The sequence below is a fragment of the Microvirga sp. 3-52 genome (assembly GCF_018383585.1).
In the GTDB taxonomy this organism is placed as follows: Bacteria; Pseudomonadota; Alphaproteobacteria; order Rhizobiales; family Beijerinckiaceae; genus Microvirga.
The window spans coordinates 51,636-67,045 of sequence record NZ_JAHAMK010000006.1 but is presented as its reverse complement, the minus strand read 5'-3'; the positions used below and the strand labels follow the sequence as shown (position 1 = coordinate 67,045).

The window sequence follows — 15,410 nt, the reverse complement described above, 5'->3', positions numbered from 1 at the left end:
CTTCGATCGCAGTGTTGGTTTTCTTGAGGAACTTAGCGTTTTGAGGATCATCTTCCGCTTTGGCGGTATCGCAATGCTCGTGGCGGCCATCGTCATCCTGGCCGTGCTGCCCTTTGCTACGTCCTTCGTGGAGCAATGGACGCGCCGTGACGTCGAGTTGCGATCGCGCCTCGTGTTCAACTCCGTCCGGGATCAGGTCAGCGGCCTCCTGGCCCGCAACGACGCCCAGCAGGCCGGGATCCTGTTCGAGCGCATCGCCTCAGACGAGCGGGTGCTCGCCATCGGCTATTGCGAAGGGCAGGAACTGCGCTTCCCCACCAGCAATATGCCGCCGTCCTTCTCCTGTGCCGAGGCATCCCGGTCCGACGCGGAAAGCTTCTCGGTCGTCAGGAACCAGGATCACAACGTCCTGGTCAGCTCCTTTCCCCTGAGTGCCGGCGGGCGGGTGGGGCATCTCGTGGTCCTGCACGACCTGAGCTATGCCGACCAGCGCGGCGGGGAGGCGAGAAACTATCTCTTCCTCGCCTTGGCGGGCGTTGCCTTCGGGGCTGCGGCGCTTGCCGCCATGATCGCGGCCATCATCATGCGCCGGTGGCTCGCGTCCATCCGGCAGGCTCTCGAGAGCGCCCGCAAGGGCAATGCCAATCCGCCGGCGGAGGAGAACATCATTCCGTTGGGTCAGGAAATCCGCGACGTCCTCCAGGAACTCGAAGCCTCGCGCCGGACCATCGATGCGGCGCATACGGATTGGAGCCCGGAGACCCTGAGGGCCGCCTTGTCCAACGAACTGTCGGGCTCGGAGGTGATCGTGGTCTCGAACCGCGAGCCCTACATCCACAACCGCACCGACAGCGGCGAGATTTCCCTGCAGATCCCGGCCAGCGGCCTCGTCTCGGCGCTGGAGCCGGTGGTGCGCGCCTGCGGCGGCACCTGGGTCGCCCATGGTAGCGGCACGGCGGACCGGGACACGGTCGATGCCAATGACCGGGTGCCCGTGCCTCCGAATCACCCCTCCTATACCCTGCGCCGCGTCTGGCTCACGGACGAGGAGCAGGACGGATATTATTACGGCGCCGCGAACGAGGGCCTTTGGCCCCTGTGCCACATCGCCTTCGTGCGGCCGATCTTCCGGGAGGCGGACTGGCAGCTCTACCGGTCCGTCAACGAGAAGTTCGCCGACGCGATCGTGGCGGAGGCCAAGCGCGAGGACCCGATCATCCTCGTGCAGGATTACCATTTCGCGCTGCTGCCGCGCATGATCCGCGACCGGCTCCCCCGGGCGACCATCGTCACCTTCTGGCACATCCCCTGGCCCAATGCCGAGACCTTCGGGATCTGCCCCTGGCGGGAAGAGATCATCGACGGGCTGCTGGGCTCCTCGATCCTCGGCTTCCACACCCAGGCCCATTGCAACAATTTCCTGGACTCGGTCGATTCCTACGTGGAAAGCCGCATCGACCGGGAGAAGGATTCGGTGTTCTTCGGCGGCGAGGAAACCCTGATTCGTCCATATCCGATCTCCATCGAATGGCCGCCCACCGCCATGGAGGGCCAGAAGCCCGTCGAGGAGTGCCGCAGGATCGTGCGCGAGCGTTTGGGGCTGTCGCCGGACATGCGCATCGGCGTCGGCATCGAGCGCTTCGATTACACGAAGGGCATTCTCGACCGCATGCAGGCCATCGACGCGCTGATCGGCGAGCATCCTGAATGGAGAGGGAATTTCACCTTCGTTCAGGTGGCTGCTCCGACGCGCAGCAAGCTCGCCAATTACCGCCTGCTTCAGGAGGAGGCCGAGGCTCTGGCCCGTGACATAAACGAAAAATACGGCGGTGACGGCTACGAGCCCATCAGGCTCCTCATCCGTCATCACGAGCCCGACGAAGTTTTCGAGCTCTTCCGTGCCGCGGACCTGTGCATCGTGTCGAGCTTGCACGACGGCATGAATCTCGTCGCCAAGGAGTTCGTGGCGGCACGGGACGACGAGCAGGGCGTGCTCATCCTCTCGGCCTTCGCGGGCGCGTCCCGCGAGCTGTCCGAGGCGCTGATCGTCAATCCCTACAATGCCCATGCCATGGGCGAGGCCATCAACCGCGCGCTGACCATGCCGCAGAACGAGCAGCGCGAGCGGATGCGGCTGATGCGCGATCAGGTCAAGGAACGCAACGTCTATCGCTGGGCCGGCCAGATGCTGCTGGCCTCCTCCCGCCTGCGCAAGCAGCAGCGGATCAGACGATTGATTGCCAGGGGGCGGAGGCTTGCGCCGGTCAATGCGTGAAGCTCCTGCAGGACAAGGTCCGATGCCTGACGTGAATGAGGATTATGCTCTGTTTCTCGATTTCGACGGGACCCTCGTCGATATCGTCGAGCGCCCCGATGCGGTTGCCGTGGACGCGGCCTTGCCCGATGTCCTCACCAGGCTGCAGAGGCGGCTCGGCGGTGCGCTTGCGATCATCAGCGGCCGCCCCGTCGATTTCCTCGACGGACGCCTCGTGCCTCATGTGTTCGATATGGCGGGGCTTCATGGGCTCGAGCATCGCATTGCCGGGCGGCTCTCCATGTGCGATCCCGACGAGCACCCGGCCTTGCGTGAGTTGGTCGGGCGCCTGGGCAAGATTGTTGCCGACAAGGAGGGCATCCTGATCGAGGACAAGGGCTGCTCGGTCGCCATTCACTGGCGCCTCGCCCCCCATGAGAAGGATTTCGCCTTGGCGACCGCCCACGCGGCCGTCGAAGCGCTGGGCCCGGATTATCGTGTTCAACACGGAAAAGCTGTGGCAGAAATCCTTCCCTCGGCGGCGGGAAAGGGCAAAGTGATCGAGAGATTCCTCCACGAATCTCCCTATAAGGGACGGCGCCCGATCTTCGTCGGCGACGACCTGACCGACGAGAACGGCTTTAAGACCGTGAATGCACATGGCGGCTTGTCCGTGCGCATCGGAGCGGGGGACACCATTGCCAAGGTCCGCCTTGGAACGCCTGCGGATTTGCGACATTGCCTGTCCACGTGGGCTTTCGAAGGGATTCTGCCTTTTAAAGGGGATGATTGCTGATATGAGTTCGCTAGATCTTGCCGTTATCGGCAATTGCACGATTTCGGCCCTGGTGGATCGCCGCGCGCAGATCGTCTGGAGCTGCTTTCCCCGCTTCGACGGCGATCCCGTCTTTTCCGCTCTGCTCGACAGCCCCGAGGGCCAGACCGATGCGGAGCAGAAGGGCGTCTTCGCCATCGACATGGTCGGCATGGTCAGCTGCGAGCAGACCTATCTCCAGAACACGGCAGTTCTCGTCTCGCGCATGACGGATTCCTTCGGCAACATTCTCGAAGTCACCGATTTCGCGCCCCGCTTCAAGCATTACGACCGCACCTTCCGCCCGCCGATGCTGATCCGCCGGGTTCATCCGGTGAAGGGACGTCCGCGCATCCGGGTCAGGCTGCGGCCCCATTACGATTGGGGCGGCTGCCCGCCGAACCTGACCCGCGGCAGCAATCATCTGCGCTTCGTGGGGCCGGCCTATTCGCTGCGGCTCACCACCGACGCTTCCGTGTCCTACATCCATGACGAGCGTCCTTTCGTGGTGGACCGGCCCCTGTCCTTCTTCTTCGGGGAGGACGAACCGCTCCGGTCCGAAACGGATTCCACCGCCCGGGCCTTTCTCGACAGCACCGTCGACTTCTGGCGCGACTGGGTGCGCTCGCTCTCCATACCCTTCGACTGGCAGGAGGCGGTCATCCGCGCCGCCATCACGCTCAAGCTGTGCAATTACGAGGAAACGGGCGCCATCGTGGCGGCGCTGACCACCTCGGTGCCGGAAGCGCCGCACACCAAGCGCAATTGGGATTACCGCTATTGCTGGCTGCGGGATGCGTATTTCGTCATCCAGGCGCTCAACCGGCTCGGCACCACCAAGACGATGGAGGAATACCTCACCTACATCACCAACATCGTCGACGACATGGAGGCCGTTCCCGACCAGAAGGACATGCCGCCGCTCTTCAGCATCACGCGCTCGCCGGACCTGGACGAGCGGGAGGCGACGGCTCTTGCCGGCTACCGCGGCATGGGTCCCGTGCGCGTCGGCAACGCCGCCTATACGCAGATCCAGAACGACGCCTATGGCAGCATCGTCCTGGCCTCCGTTCACGCCTTCCTCGACAAGCGCCTGATCCGCACCGGCAACCGCGCGTTGTTCGCCCATCTGGAGAAGCTGGGACACCGGGCCATCGAGGTCTTCGACCAGCCGGATGCCGGCCCGTGGGAGCTGCGCACCAAGGCGGCCGTGCACACCTTTCCGAGCGTGATGTGCTGGGCGGCCTGCGACCGTCTTGTGAAGGTCGCCGAAGCCATGGGCCGCGAGGACCGGGCCGCCTTCTGGCGCGAGAACGCCGAGCATATGCACCGGGTTATCGACGAGCGCGCTTACAACCCCGACACGGGCACCTTCGTGTCCTCCTTCGACGGTGAGCATCTCGACGCAACGCTCCTCCTCCTGGCCGAACTCGATTTCGTGAAACCCGACGATCCGCGCTTCATCGCCACCGTGGACGCGGTGGGCGCGAAGCTGAGGCGCGGCGATCTTCTGCTGCGTTATGATGTGGAAGACGATTTCGGCCTCATGCATACGGCTTTCATGATCTGCGGCTTCTGGTACGTCGATGCGCTGAATGTCATCGGGCGCAAGGACGAGGCCAAGGAACTCTTCGAGCACATCCTGAGTTTGCGCAATTCCTTCGGACTCTTCTCCGAGGATGCGGACTTCACGACCGGAGAGCTGTGGGGGAACTTCCCCCAGACCTATTCCATGGTGGGTCTCATCAACTCCGCCGTGCGGCTGAGCCGGAGCTGGGAAGAGGCCTTCTGACCCTTGTGTCATGAGGCTTGTGGCGAGAGGCGGAAAGGACGATAGGCTTCGATGTTCGCATTCCCTGTTCTTCTCGGCGATATCGGCGGCACCAATGCCCGCTTCGCCGTTCTGCCTGCGCCCGGGGCGTCCGTTCAGCTGTTGCCGCGCACGCTGACGGCGCAGACGCCCGATCCGGTCGGAGCGATCAGGATTGCGCTCGAAGCCTATGAGGGACCTGCGCCCCGCTCGGCCATCATCGCGGTGGCGACGCGGGTGGATGCCCCCGCGATCCGTCTCACCAACGCCCATTGGGTGATCGATGCGCAGGCCATCGGTCGGGCACTCGATCTCGAGCGCGTGAGTCTCGTCAACGACTACACCCCCGTGGCCTCATCGGTGGATGTGCTCGACGAGGCGCGCGGCGATCTCGCGCCCCTCGGAACCTTCGCTCCTCCCAAGCCCGGCCCGCGCGTGGTGCTGGGTCCCGGTACGGGCCTGGGCGCAGGAGCGCTGATGCCCGTGGAAGACCGCTTCGCCATCCTGGCAACGGAGGCCGGGCACGTGGAGTTCGGCCCCACGACCGACGAGGAGACGGCCCTGTGGCCCCATCTGGAACGGGTCGGCGGACGGGTCACCGCGGAAGTCGTTCTGTCCGGCCCCGGCCTGTTCCGCATCGCCAAGGCGCTCGCTGTGCACCGCTGCGTCGATTGTCCCTTCACGATCCCCAACGACGTGCTGGCATCCGCCCGCGAGGGTGATCCGCTGGCCAAGGATGCGTTGTCCCTCTTCTCGCGCTTCCTCGGCCGTTTTGCCGGCGATCTGGCGCTGACCTTCGAATCCTCCGGCGGTGTCTTCATCGCCGGCGGCATCGCGCCCCGCATGGTCGACATTCTCCAGGCCGGGGATTTCCGCGAGGCGTTCGACCGGAAGGCGCCGCACGATGCCTGGGCGAGCAAGGTGCCGGTTTACGCCATCGTCAATCCGGAGCCGGCCCTGGAGGGACTTGCCGCCATCGTGTCGAATCCGCAGCGCTTCGTCTTCCAATCCCAAGGGTGGCAGGCTACCTGACAGGTCCCGCCTGAAACATGGGAGCCGTGTCATTCCCATGTCTGCCATCGATTGTTGAGTCATGAGAACAGAACAGATCGCCCTTTCGCCCCTCGCCCCCGGGGCGGACCTGTCGTTGACGGTCCAGCGCTTCGGTCCGGAAGGGGCTCGCCCCCGCGTCTATATCCAGGCCTCGCTCCATGCCGACGAGATCCCCGGCATGATCGCGGCCCATCACCTGCGCGAGCGCCTGACGGCGCTCGAGGCCGAGGGGAGGATCAAGGGTGAGATCATCCTCGTGCCGTCCGCCAATCCCATCGGCCTTGCCCAGAGAGTCCTGGGGGACCCCATCGGCCGCTTCCATCTGGCCGACGGGGTCAATTTCAACCGCGGCTATCCCTACCTCGTCCCGAAGGTCGCGGAGCGGATCGAGGGCAAGCTCACGAAGGATGGTGAGGCGAATGTCCGCCTGATCCGCGAGGCTCTGCGGGCCGAGCTCGATGCCTGGGAGCCGTCCAATCCGGCGGATGTCATGAAGAAAGCGCTGCTGGGTCTGGCCCAGGAGGCCGACACCGTGCTCGACATGCACTGCGACTCCGAGGCCGTGGTGCATCTCTACACCCACACCCGTTCGGCCGAGGAATTCGCCCCGCTCTCGGCGCTCATCGGCTCCCACGCCTATCTCATCGCCGATGTCTCGGGCGACGAGCCCTTCGACGAAGCCTGCAGCCGCCCCTGGGCCGAACTCGCCGACCGGTTCCCCGATCATCCGATCCCGTTCGGCTGCCATTCGACGACCTTGGAGTTTCGCGGCGAGCGCGACGTGGACCATGAGACGGCGCGAGCCGATGCCGCCGCGTTGATCGATTACATGATCCTGCGCGGTGCCGTTGGCGGTGAAGCCCCTCGGGTGCCCGAGGCTCTCTGCCGGGCAACCCCGCTGGCTGCCTCCGAGCCGGTCCAGGCTCCGGCCTACGGCATCCTGGTGTTCAAGGTCGAGGTGGGGGAAAAGGTGAAGGAGGGCGAGGCGATCGCCGAGGTGATCGATCCGCTGACTGGCACCGTAGTCCTCGCCAAGGCTCCCTCCGACGGCGTGATGTTCGCCCGGGTGGCCGTGCGCTTCGTCACGAAAGGAATGCGGATCGCCAAGGTTGCCGGCACGACCGCCAAGCGGACGGGCAAGCTGCTCGGGGCGTAGAAGCTGTCAGCGCCTGACGTATGCTCACCTCTTCGTCATCACCGGGCTTGTCCCGGCCATGACGTGAGAGAGGAATGACTGTCCGGACTTTTTGGTAGGACCAGCCCTCCGAAAACAAAAAGAAAGGCCGCCCCGAGAGGCGGCCTTTCCATTGTCGGTTCCACGGCCCGTTGAGAGCCGGCCATTTTGTGCTTACGCACCAATCTCGGCAGAGGCCAAGATCCAGGTCACGGCAACCGGGGACCGTAGGGTATGACAATGAGACACTGGATCACCTCCTTTCGTTGTTGACGGGAAACCCCCATATGGGTTGAGAAGAGCACAACGGAAGGGCGGGGCGCTGCGGCGTTCTGTCCCTTAACCTTCGTTCCCAGAGAAATTTTAAACCGCCATGACCGATCTTCCGGCCCCCGTGGGTCGCCGCCGAACCTTTGCGATCATCTCCCACCCGGACGCGGGCAAGACCACGCTCACCGAAAAGCTCCTGCTCTTCGGGGGCGCGATCCAGCTCGCCGGCGAGGTGAAGGCCAAGAAGAACCGCGTCTCCACCCGGTCCGACTGGATGGGCATCGAGAAGGAGCGCGGCATCTCGGTCGTGACCTCGGTCATGACCTTCGAGTACGGCGGCTGCGTCTTCAACCTGCTCGACACGCCGGGCCACGAGGACTTCTCGGAGGACACCTACCGGACGCTGACCGCCGTCGACTCGGCCATCATGGTGATCGACGCGGCCAAGGGCATCGAGGCGCGCACCCGCAAGCTCTTCGAAGTCTGCCGCATGCGCGACATCCCGATCGTGACCTTCATCAACAAGATGGACCGCGAGGCGCGCAATCCCTTCGACCTGCTCGACGAGATCGAGAAGACGCTGGCTCTCGATACGTCTCCGGTCACCTGGCCGATCAGCCAGGGCAGGAGCTTCGCCGGCACCTTCGATCTGCGCCGCAACATGGTCCGGCGCATCGACACGGACGAGGAGCCGACGGAGGTCTCGGGGTCGGACGATCCGAAGCTCCTGAGCCTGCTGCCGCCGGAAGAGGCCGATGCCTGGCAGGAGGAGGTCTCCCTCGCCCAGGAAGCCTGCAAGCCCTTCGACCTTCAGGCCTTTCGCGAGGGTCACCTCACACCCGTGTTCTTCGGCTCCGCGTTGCGCAATTTCGGCGTGCGCGACCTCATCGACGCTCTCGCCTCCTATGCGCCGCCCCCGCGCGGCCAGGAGGCCGACAAGCGCCTCGTCGAGGCGGGCGAGGGCCGCATGACCGGCTTCGTGTTCAAGATCCAGGCCAACATGGATCCGAACCACCGCGACCGCATCGCCTTCATGCGAATCTGCTCGGGAAAACTCCAGCGCGGCATGAAGGTGAAGCTCGTGCGCACGGGCAAGCCCATGAGCCTGAACTCGCCGCAGTTCTTCTTCGCCCAGGACCGGGCGATCGCCGACGAGGCCTGGGCGGGCGACGTGGTCGGCATCCCGAACCACGGCACTCTGCGCATCGGCGATACGCTCACGGAGGGCGAAGACATCATCTTCCGCGGCGTGCCGAGCTTCGCGCCGGAAATCCTGCGCCGCATCAAGCTGCAGGACGCCATGAAGGCCAAGAAGCTGCGCGAGGCCCTGCAGCAGATGGCCGAGGAGGGCGTCGTGCAGCTCTTCGTTCCGCAGGACGGCTCCGGCGCCATCGTGGGCGTGGTCGGCGCGCTGCAGCTCGACGTGCTCAAGGAACGTCTGGGGGCCGAATACGGCCTGCCGATCGATTATGAGCCGACGCGCTTCTCCATCTGCCGCTGGATCACGGCGGACGATCCGCGAGAGCTCGACAAGTTCATCGAGGGCCACCTGTCGTCCATGGCGCGCGACCTCGACGATGCGCCCGTGTTCATGGCGCCGAACATGTTCAACCTTCAGTACGAGGTCGACCGCTACAAGGCGATCCAGTTCTCGGACGTGAAGGANGGCGCGCGACCTCGACGATGCGCCCGTGTTCATGGCGCCGAACATGTTCAACCTTCAGTACGAGGTCGACCGCTACAAGGCGATCCAGTTCTCGGACGTGAAGGATTATCAGAAGAAGGCGGCTTAGAGCATCGGACCCAAAAGGGGATTCCACTTTTGGGTTTCATCTGATGCTCATGTCCAACCGGCGCATCGTGCGGACGCGGCCCTTCGCGTCCGCACGATGCGCCGCCTTCCTTCTATGGAGAGGCCCGGCGCCGGCCGCAAACTTGCGGCGGAGCCCGGGCCTCCGTATATTCGGCACCGGATGCCCGAGAGGCGTCAGTTTCGACAGGATGTGCGCCGCAATGGATTTCAACCCGACAGCAATGCCGCTCTGCCTTGCCACTGGGGAAATCCATATCCATGCCTGTCTCGATCACTCTCTCCCATGTTTCATGGTCCGCGCCTGACGGCCGTTCACTCCTTTCCGATCTCGACCTGAGTTTCGGCTCGGAACGGACGGGGCTCGTCGGCCGCAACGGCGTCGGCAAGACCACGCTCCTCAAGCTGATCTCCGGCGAACTGCGCGCCCATTCCGGGACGGTCGCCGTCCATGGCAGCCTGGGGCTCCTGCGCCAGATCGTTCAGGTCGATCCGGCCGAGACCATCGCGTCCCTGTTCGGTGTCGACGACGCCCTGGCCCTCCTGCGCCGCGCCGAGGCCGGCGAAGCCACGGCCGAGGAGCTAGCCCATGCGGATTGGACCCTGGAGGCCCGCATGGCATCCGCCCTCGCGCGTGTCGGCCTCGACGCGCGGCCGGACACGCCTCTCTCGAGCCTGTCAGGCGGCCAGAACACGCGGGCTCGCCTCGCGGCGCTCGTCCTCGCGGAGCCCGACGTCCTGCTTCTTGACGAGCCGACCAACAACCTCGACCGAGATGGACGTCAGGCCGTGATCGACCTCCTTGCCGGTTGGCGGGGAGGGGCGATCGTCGTCAGCCACGACCGGGCACTGCTCGACATGATGGATGCCATCGTCGAGCTGACCTCGCTCGGTGCCACGCGCTATGGCGGCAACTGGAGCCAGTACCGCGAAAGCAAGGCTCTGGAACTCGGGGCAGTCCGGCGCGATCTGGCGGATGCCGAGAAGCGCGTTGCCGAGATCGACCGGAAAGCACAGGAGACCGCCGAGAGAAAGGCGCGCAAGGACGGGACGGCCCAGAGAAAGCGCGCCAAAGGCGACATGCCGCGCATCCTCATGAACGGGCTGAAGAATCGAAGTGAGGAAACGGACGGCAGGAACGCCCGCCTGACCGAAAGCCGCCGCGCCGAGGCCCGCGAGGCCGCCGCCGTGGCGCGCGAGCGCATCGAGATCCTGCAGCCGTTTTCCGTGGTGCTGCCGCCGACGCATCTGCCGGCCGGCAGGACGGTTCTCGCCATCGATGCCGCAAGCGTCGGCTACGAACCGGAGCGGCCGATCCTGCGCGACTTGTCCTTCGCCATCACCGGGCCGGAGCGCGTCGCCGTCACCGGGCCGAACGGTTCCGGCAAGACGACGTTGCTCGCCCTCGTCACCGGGCAGCTGCAGCCCTGGAGCGGACGCGTGAGGGTCATGACCGAATTCGCGCTGTTCGACCAGCGGGTGAGCCTGCTCGACGCGTCTGCCTCGATCCGCGACAACTTCCGCCGCATCAACCCTGGGGCGGACGAGAACGCGTGCCGGGCGGCCCTGGCCCGGTTCATGTTCCGGGCCGATGCGGCGCTGCAGATCGTCTCGACCTTGAGCGGCGGGCAGTTGCTGCGGGCGGGGCTCGCCTGCGTGCTGGGCGGGCCGAGACCTCCCGCTCTGCTGATCCTCGACGAGCCGACGAACCATCTCGACATCGATTCCATCGAAGCGGTCGAGGCCGGGTTGAGGGCCTATGACGGGGCCCTGCTGATCGTCAGCCACGACGAGACCTTCCTGGAAGCCATCGGGATCTCGCGCAGGCTGGATCTCTCGGATCCGGGGGACTGACCGGGAAGGACCCGGCTCAGGCCGCCAGCTTGCGCTCGGCGTAGCGCTCCTGCACCTGGGCAATGTTCTCGATGGTCGGCAGGCTCGCCTCGTTGCCGAGGTGCTGGATGGCATGGGCCGAGGCGGCGCGGGCGAAGATGAAATGCTCCCGCCAGGGCAGGTCGGGACGGGCCATGGCGGAATAGACATAGGCGCCGTGGAAGATGTCGCCGGCGCCGTTGGTGTCCACCACCGCCTCGCCGGGCACGTTGAGGGCCGGCAGGACGCCTTCCTGGCCGGTCTCGTCGTACCAGACAAGGCCGCGCTCGCCCAAGGTCACGCCGCCGATCTTGCAGCCGCGGCTCTTGAGGTAGCCCAGCATTCCGGCCGGGGTCAGGTCCATCTGCTCGCAGAGGCGTTCGGCCACGATGGCCACGTCGATGAATTCCAGGAGCTCGTGCGTGTTGGAGCGCAGGCCGCCGCCGTCGAGGGAGGTGAGGATGCCGGACTCGCGGCAGATCTTGGCATAATGCATGGCCGCATCGGCTTGGTGGCCGTCGAGATGCAGGGCCCTGCAGCCCTGGAGGTTCAGCGGCGGCACGGGGTGCAGATAGTGATCGTCGCGGCAGCGGACGATGGCACGCTTGCCGCCCCGCGGCATGATGAAGGAAAGGGACGATTCGTGGACCTTCCGGTGATGGACCGAGATGCCGTATTTCGCCGCCATGTCGATGAACATGCGGCCGAGCCAGTCGTCCGCGATCGAGGTCAGGAGATCGGGTGGCAGCCCCAGCTTCGCGCAGGCGAAGGCGGCCGTGACCGCATTGCCGCCGAACGAGATCGCATAATCCCGCGCCACGGTTTTCTCGTCTCCGGTCGGAAGCTCGTCCGCCAGGAAGGTCACGTCGATATAGGTCTGGCCCACGAAGAGAGCATGCATCGCAAAATTCGTCTTGGATCTGGTTTCGCCGCTGGAGTCTTGGACGAGCAGGGCCGATTAGGCAAGATCTTCCGGTCTGGCAGGCTTGTGGGTCTGGATTGCAAAGAGATGAGAGTCTCGCCGTTCCATGTCATCACCGGCCTTGTGCCGGTGATCCCGATCAGAGGGGCGCTTTTCCTAATCGAGATGGCCGGGACGAGCCCGGCCATGACGGGAGGGTGTCATCCCTGGCGAGCCGGATGCCAGGGAAGGGGATTCACAACCCCGGCCTGGCGCTAGAGCATCGGACCCAAAAGTGGAATCCAATTTTGGGATTGAATCCGATGCTCCACTCTTTGGATAGCGCATCGTTCTGCGCGGACCCAGAGGGCCGCGTCAGCGAAAACCGGGTCCACTTTTCACTGGCGTGGCCCTTCGGGGCCGCACGATGCGCTGGAGGACCCGTCACGCCTTGTTGAGCGTCGCGGCCAGGCGTGCCGCCGTCAGCGCCGCGTCCAGATCGGTCGCGATGAATTCGACGGGAGCGGCCAGCCGCCTCCGGAAGGCGTCAGACAAGACGGGGTGAAGCCGTGCCGTCCCACCCACCAGGGTCACGGGCCGGGGGCCCAGACGCTTGATGAGAGCATTCGCGAGGCGGGCCAGTTCCTCGCCCGCGTCCCTCAAGATGGCCAGGGCCGTTGCATCGCCGGCCTGGGCCGCCTCGCCCACGGCGCGGGCGAGCGAGCCGATCTTGCCGCGGTCGCCGCCATAGACGAAGGACCGCACGATGTTCCAGTCGGTCCCGCCCAGCGCCTTGGCCAGACAGGTGCCGAGCGTCGTCGTCCAGCCCGTGCCGGGGCCTTCCTCTTCGGCGCGCAGGACAGCCCTGAGGGCCTCACGGGCGATCCAGAAGCCGGAGCCGCCATCGTCGATCAGGTTCCCGCGCCCGCCGACCCGGATGACCTCCTTGGCCTCGGACAGGTAATAGCCGATGGAGCCGGTGCCGCTATAGACCAGGATGCCTTCGCCGAGGGCGAAATAAGCCAGGTAGGCGATCCACATGTCTTCCGCGACGAAGACCTTGTCGGGAGAGAGCTCGAAGGTTTCGGCGAACAGGGCGCGCATGGTCGCTTCAGCCGGCGTGTCGCGGGTCAGTCCCGTGATGCCGGCGATGATGCCCAAGGGGCGACCCGTCTTCATCACCGCCTGGGTCATGTCGAGGACAATCTGCCGGGCGCGCTCCTCGGCGGCGGCGGAGAAGAGATGGCCGGTCAGGGGAGCGACGGAGCCCTGGGCGATGCATCGGCCACTTGCATCCGCCAGCCGCCAGCGCGTGGCGGTGCCCCCCGCGTCGATGCCAAGCCCCAGCCCCATGACCCCTTGCCTCTTCTTTCAGCCGGTCACCCGGCCGGCCCGTTATGTCGTCCTTATTAGGGAGACTTCGAGAAGTTTAGGGAGACTTGGAGAAGTCTGCCAGGGCTTTGCGCAGATTGCCGCCGTTTCGTTCGAGCGCGCCGCGCGCTTCCGCCGGGCCGGCGCCCAAGGCGATGAGGACGGCCGTTTTCAGGTCGCCGTCCGATTGCCGGATCGCCTCGATGGCCGTGGCATCGTCGCAATCGGTGATCTGCGAGACCATGATCTCGCTGCGCCGGCGCAGCTTGGCGTTCGTCGCGCGCATGTTGACCATCAGGCCGCGATAGACCCTGTCGAGGCGCACCATGATCAGGGTCGAGAGCAGGTTGAGGATGATCTTCTGCGCCGTGCCCGCCTTCATGCGTGTCGAGCCGGCGATCACCTCCTCGCCGGTATCGGCGAGAATCGGGTGGGAGCAGGCTTCGAGAATGGGCGTGTCGGGATTGTTGGAGATGCCGATGGTCTGTGCGCCGCGGGAGGCCGCCTCCTTCAGGGCCGCGATGGTGAACGGTGTCTGGCCGCTGGCCGCGACACCGATCACCACGTCGTCGGGGCCGATATTGTTGTTGCGGATTCCGGCAATGCCTTCCTCGACCGAATCCTCGGCGTTTTCGACGGCCTGCATAATGGCGCCCGTGCCGCCGGCGATCAGATAGACCACCCTTTCATCGGGCCAGTTGAAGGTCGGCGGCAGTTCCGTTCCATCCTGGACGCCGATGCGGCCCGAGGTGCCGGCGCCCGCATAGACGAGCCGTCCGCCGCGGCGCAGGCGCTTGACCGCCTCTTCCGCCGCCGCCGCGATGGCCGGGAGGGACGGCCTGACGGCTGCCACCGCCGAGAGCTGACCTTCGTAGAAGGCCGAGAGAACGTCGAGGCTCGGCCAGGTGTCGAGATCCTGGTAGCGGGTACTGAAATGTTCTGTCGCCATTATACCAACTTTCTTCCAGACCAGTATAGGACCAGTTGGCAGCCGCAACAATGGCCCGCAGGGCGATCAGGCGAGAGGAACAGTCAACTTTCTGTTGGCATCCTTAAAGTCGCTACCGTCGGTCGAACAACGCGATCACCTGCTCGCCCGTTGCACGGCGAAGCGCCAGGATTCCGCTGTCCTTGTGCCGGCTCGGATGGACGCGGTTGGTGAGCAGCGACCAAGCAAGACCGCGGTCGAAATCGATCCAGAGTCCGGTGCCCGTGAAGCCCGTATGACCGATGGTATCGGGAGAGCAGGAATCGCCTCCGTGCCAGCCGGGATGGAAGCCCTCCCAGCCGACCGTGCGCTTCTCCGATTGACGCGTGCGGATGGCCTCGATGGAATCGGGCGAAAGGGCGGAGCCGTCGAACAGCGAGTGAGCGAAATCGAGCACGCCGTCGATGGTTCCGAACAGTCCCGCATGGCCCGAGGCGCCGCCGAGGGCGAAGGCGTTCTCGTCATGCACCTCGCCCCGGATCACGCGTCCGCGCCAGGTGTCTCTTTCCGTTGCGGCGCAGAGTTTCGGATCGGGCCGGAACGAGAGCTTTTCAGGCAGGGGCTGATCGATCAGCGCCTGACCCGTGATGCGCTCGATGGCGATGCCGAGCAGCATGAAGTTGATGTCGGAATAGACCGGCGGACCGGCCTGCCAGACGCGCTGCAGGATGAAGGCCCGCAAGGTGTTCGGGTCCTGGCCGTAGGTGTAGAGCGGCTCGACCGCGGGCAGATGCGTCTGGTGCGCCAGACATTGACGGAACGTAAGGCGCCGCTCGACCGCGTTCATGTCGTATTGGCGCAGATCCGGGATGACCGTCACCAGTGGATCGTCGAGGGATATCCTGCCTGCTTCGACCAGTTGCAGAATGCGCGTCGTCGTGAAGATCACCTTGGTCAGGGACGCAAGGTCGAACCATGTTTCACGGGAAACAATGTCCCGCTCCGGCTCGATCTGCGCATGTCCCGCCCATTGCACGGCACGCTCGCCGCCGGCCGTGACGATGCCGAGCACCGCGGCCGGAATGTTGCCGTCGCGAATGGAGGCGGCGGCAGGCGCGAAGGCTTGTTCGATCAGAGCAGACGGAGCCATGGC

The 15,410-nt window shown here is 65.3% G+C and carries 10 protein-coding genes and 1 pseudogene; 7 read left to right on the top strand and 4 right to left on the bottom strand.

Annotated features, from left to right (window positions below; translation table 11 throughout):
- The first annotated feature begins 73 nt into the window (after positions 1-73).
- The 7 genes and pseudogenes from KHP60_RS06855 (at position 74) to KHP60_RS06825 (ending at position 11,039) form a co-directional block, all read left to right on the top strand.
- Positions 74-2,275, top strand: coding sequence for a trehalose-6-phosphate synthase (locus KHP60_RS06855; protein ID WP_249688597.1), 2,202 nt, complete (start codon positions 74-76; stop codon positions 2,273-2,275).
- A 22-nt stretch (positions 2,276-2,297) separates the two neighbouring features.
- Positions 2,298-3,050 (top strand): trehalose-phosphatase, encoded by a 753-nt coding sequence (otsB, locus tag KHP60_RS06850; RefSeq protein ID WP_213562949.1) that lies wholly within the window; start codon positions 2,298-2,300, stop codon positions 3,048-3,050.
- Position 3,051: 1 nt separating this feature from the next.
- Positions 3,052-4,860 carry a glycoside hydrolase family 15 protein gene (locus KHP60_RS06845; RefSeq protein ID WP_213562947.1) on the top strand — a complete coding sequence of 603 codons (1,809 nt, stop codon included), beginning with the start codon at positions 3,052-3,054 and terminating at the stop codon, positions 4,858-4,860.
- 81 nt (positions 4,861-4,941) lie between these two features.
- Positions 4,942-5,910, top strand: coding sequence for a glucokinase (locus tag KHP60_RS06840; protein ID WP_409366262.1), 969 nt, complete (start codon positions 4,942-4,944; stop codon positions 5,908-5,910).
- Between the two features lie 61 nt (positions 5,911-5,971).
- Positions 5,972-7,087, top strand: coding sequence for a succinylglutamate desuccinylase/aspartoacylase family protein (locus tag KHP60_RS06835; RefSeq protein WP_213562944.1), 1,116 nt, complete (start codon positions 5,972-5,974; stop codon positions 7,085-7,087).
- 391 nt (positions 7,088-7,478) lie between these two features.
- A pseudogene (locus KHP60_RS06830) lies at positions 7,479-9,038 on the top strand (peptide chain release factor 3); the annotation flags it as partial.
- 408 nt (positions 9,039-9,446) lie between these two features.
- On the top strand, positions 9,447-11,039 hold the full coding sequence (locus tag KHP60_RS06825) for an ABC-F family ATP-binding cassette domain-containing protein (protein ID WP_213562942.1): 1,593 nt from the start codon (positions 9,447-9,449) through the stop codon (positions 11,037-11,039).
- Positions 11,040-11,055: 16 nt separating this feature from the next.
- Here the strand turns inward: KHP60_RS06825 and KHP60_RS06820 are convergent, their stop codons facing one another.
- The 4 genes from KHP60_RS06820 to KHP60_RS06805 all read right to left on the bottom strand — a co-directional run bounded on the left by KHP60_RS06820 (position 11,056) and on the right by KHP60_RS06805 (position 15,407).
- Entirely contained in the window at positions 11,056-11,958 is a 903-nt protein-coding gene (locus KHP60_RS06820; protein ID WP_213562940.1) for a sugar kinase, read from the bottom strand.
- A gap of 444 nt (positions 11,959-12,402) precedes the next feature.
- The gene (locus tag KHP60_RS06815) at positions 12,403-13,311 is read right to left on the bottom strand and encodes an N-acetylglucosamine kinase (RefSeq protein WP_213562938.1); all 909 of its coding nucleotides are present in this window, start codon (positions 13,309-13,311) and stop codon (positions 12,403-12,405) included.
- A gap of 76 nt (positions 13,312-13,387) precedes the next feature.
- Entirely contained in the window at positions 13,388-14,278 is an 891-nt protein-coding gene (locus tag KHP60_RS06810; protein ID WP_213562936.1) for an N-acetylmuramic acid 6-phosphate etherase, read from the bottom strand.
- A gap of 112 nt (positions 14,279-14,390) precedes the next feature.
- Positions 14,391-15,407, bottom strand: a complete 1,017-nt coding sequence (locus KHP60_RS06805) for a serine hydrolase (protein WP_213562933.1) — start codon at positions 15,405-15,407, stop codon at positions 14,391-14,393.
- Positions 15,408-15,410: the final 3 nt, after the last annotated feature.

Coding starts and splice junctions, on each gene's coding strand:
- KHP60_RS06810 (WP_213562936.1), bottom strand. CDS start 14,278: ATGGCGACAGAACATTTCAGTACCCGCTACCAGGATCTCGACACCTGG.
- KHP60_RS06820 (WP_213562940.1), bottom strand. CDS start 11,958: ATGCATGCTCTCTTCGTGGGCCAGACCTATATCGACGTGACCTTCCTG.
- KHP60_RS06815 (WP_213562938.1), bottom strand. CDS start 13,311: ATGGGGCTGGGGCTTGGCATCGACGCGGGGGGCACCGCCACGCGCTGG.
- KHP60_RS06835 (WP_213562944.1), top strand. CDS start 5,972: ATGAGAACAGAACAGATCGCCCTTTCGCCCCTCGCCCCCGGGGCGGAC.
- otsB (WP_213562949.1), top strand. CDS start 2,298: ATGCCTGACGTGAATGAGGATTATGCTCTGTTTCTCGATTTCGACGGG.
- KHP60_RS06845 (WP_213562947.1), top strand. CDS start 3,052: ATGAGTTCGCTAGATCTTGCCGTTATCGGCAATTGCACGATTTCGGCC.
- KHP60_RS06825 (WP_213562942.1), top strand. CDS start 9,447: ATGCCTGTCTCGATCACTCTCTCCCATGTTTCATGGTCCGCGCCTGAC.
- KHP60_RS06805 (WP_213562933.1), bottom strand. CDS start 15,407: ATGGCTCCGTCTGCTCTGATCGAACAAGCCTTCGCGCCTGCCGCCGCC.
- KHP60_RS06855 (WP_249688597.1), top strand. CDS start 74: ATGCTCGTGGCGGCCATCGTCATCCTGGCCGTGCTGCCCTTTGCTACG.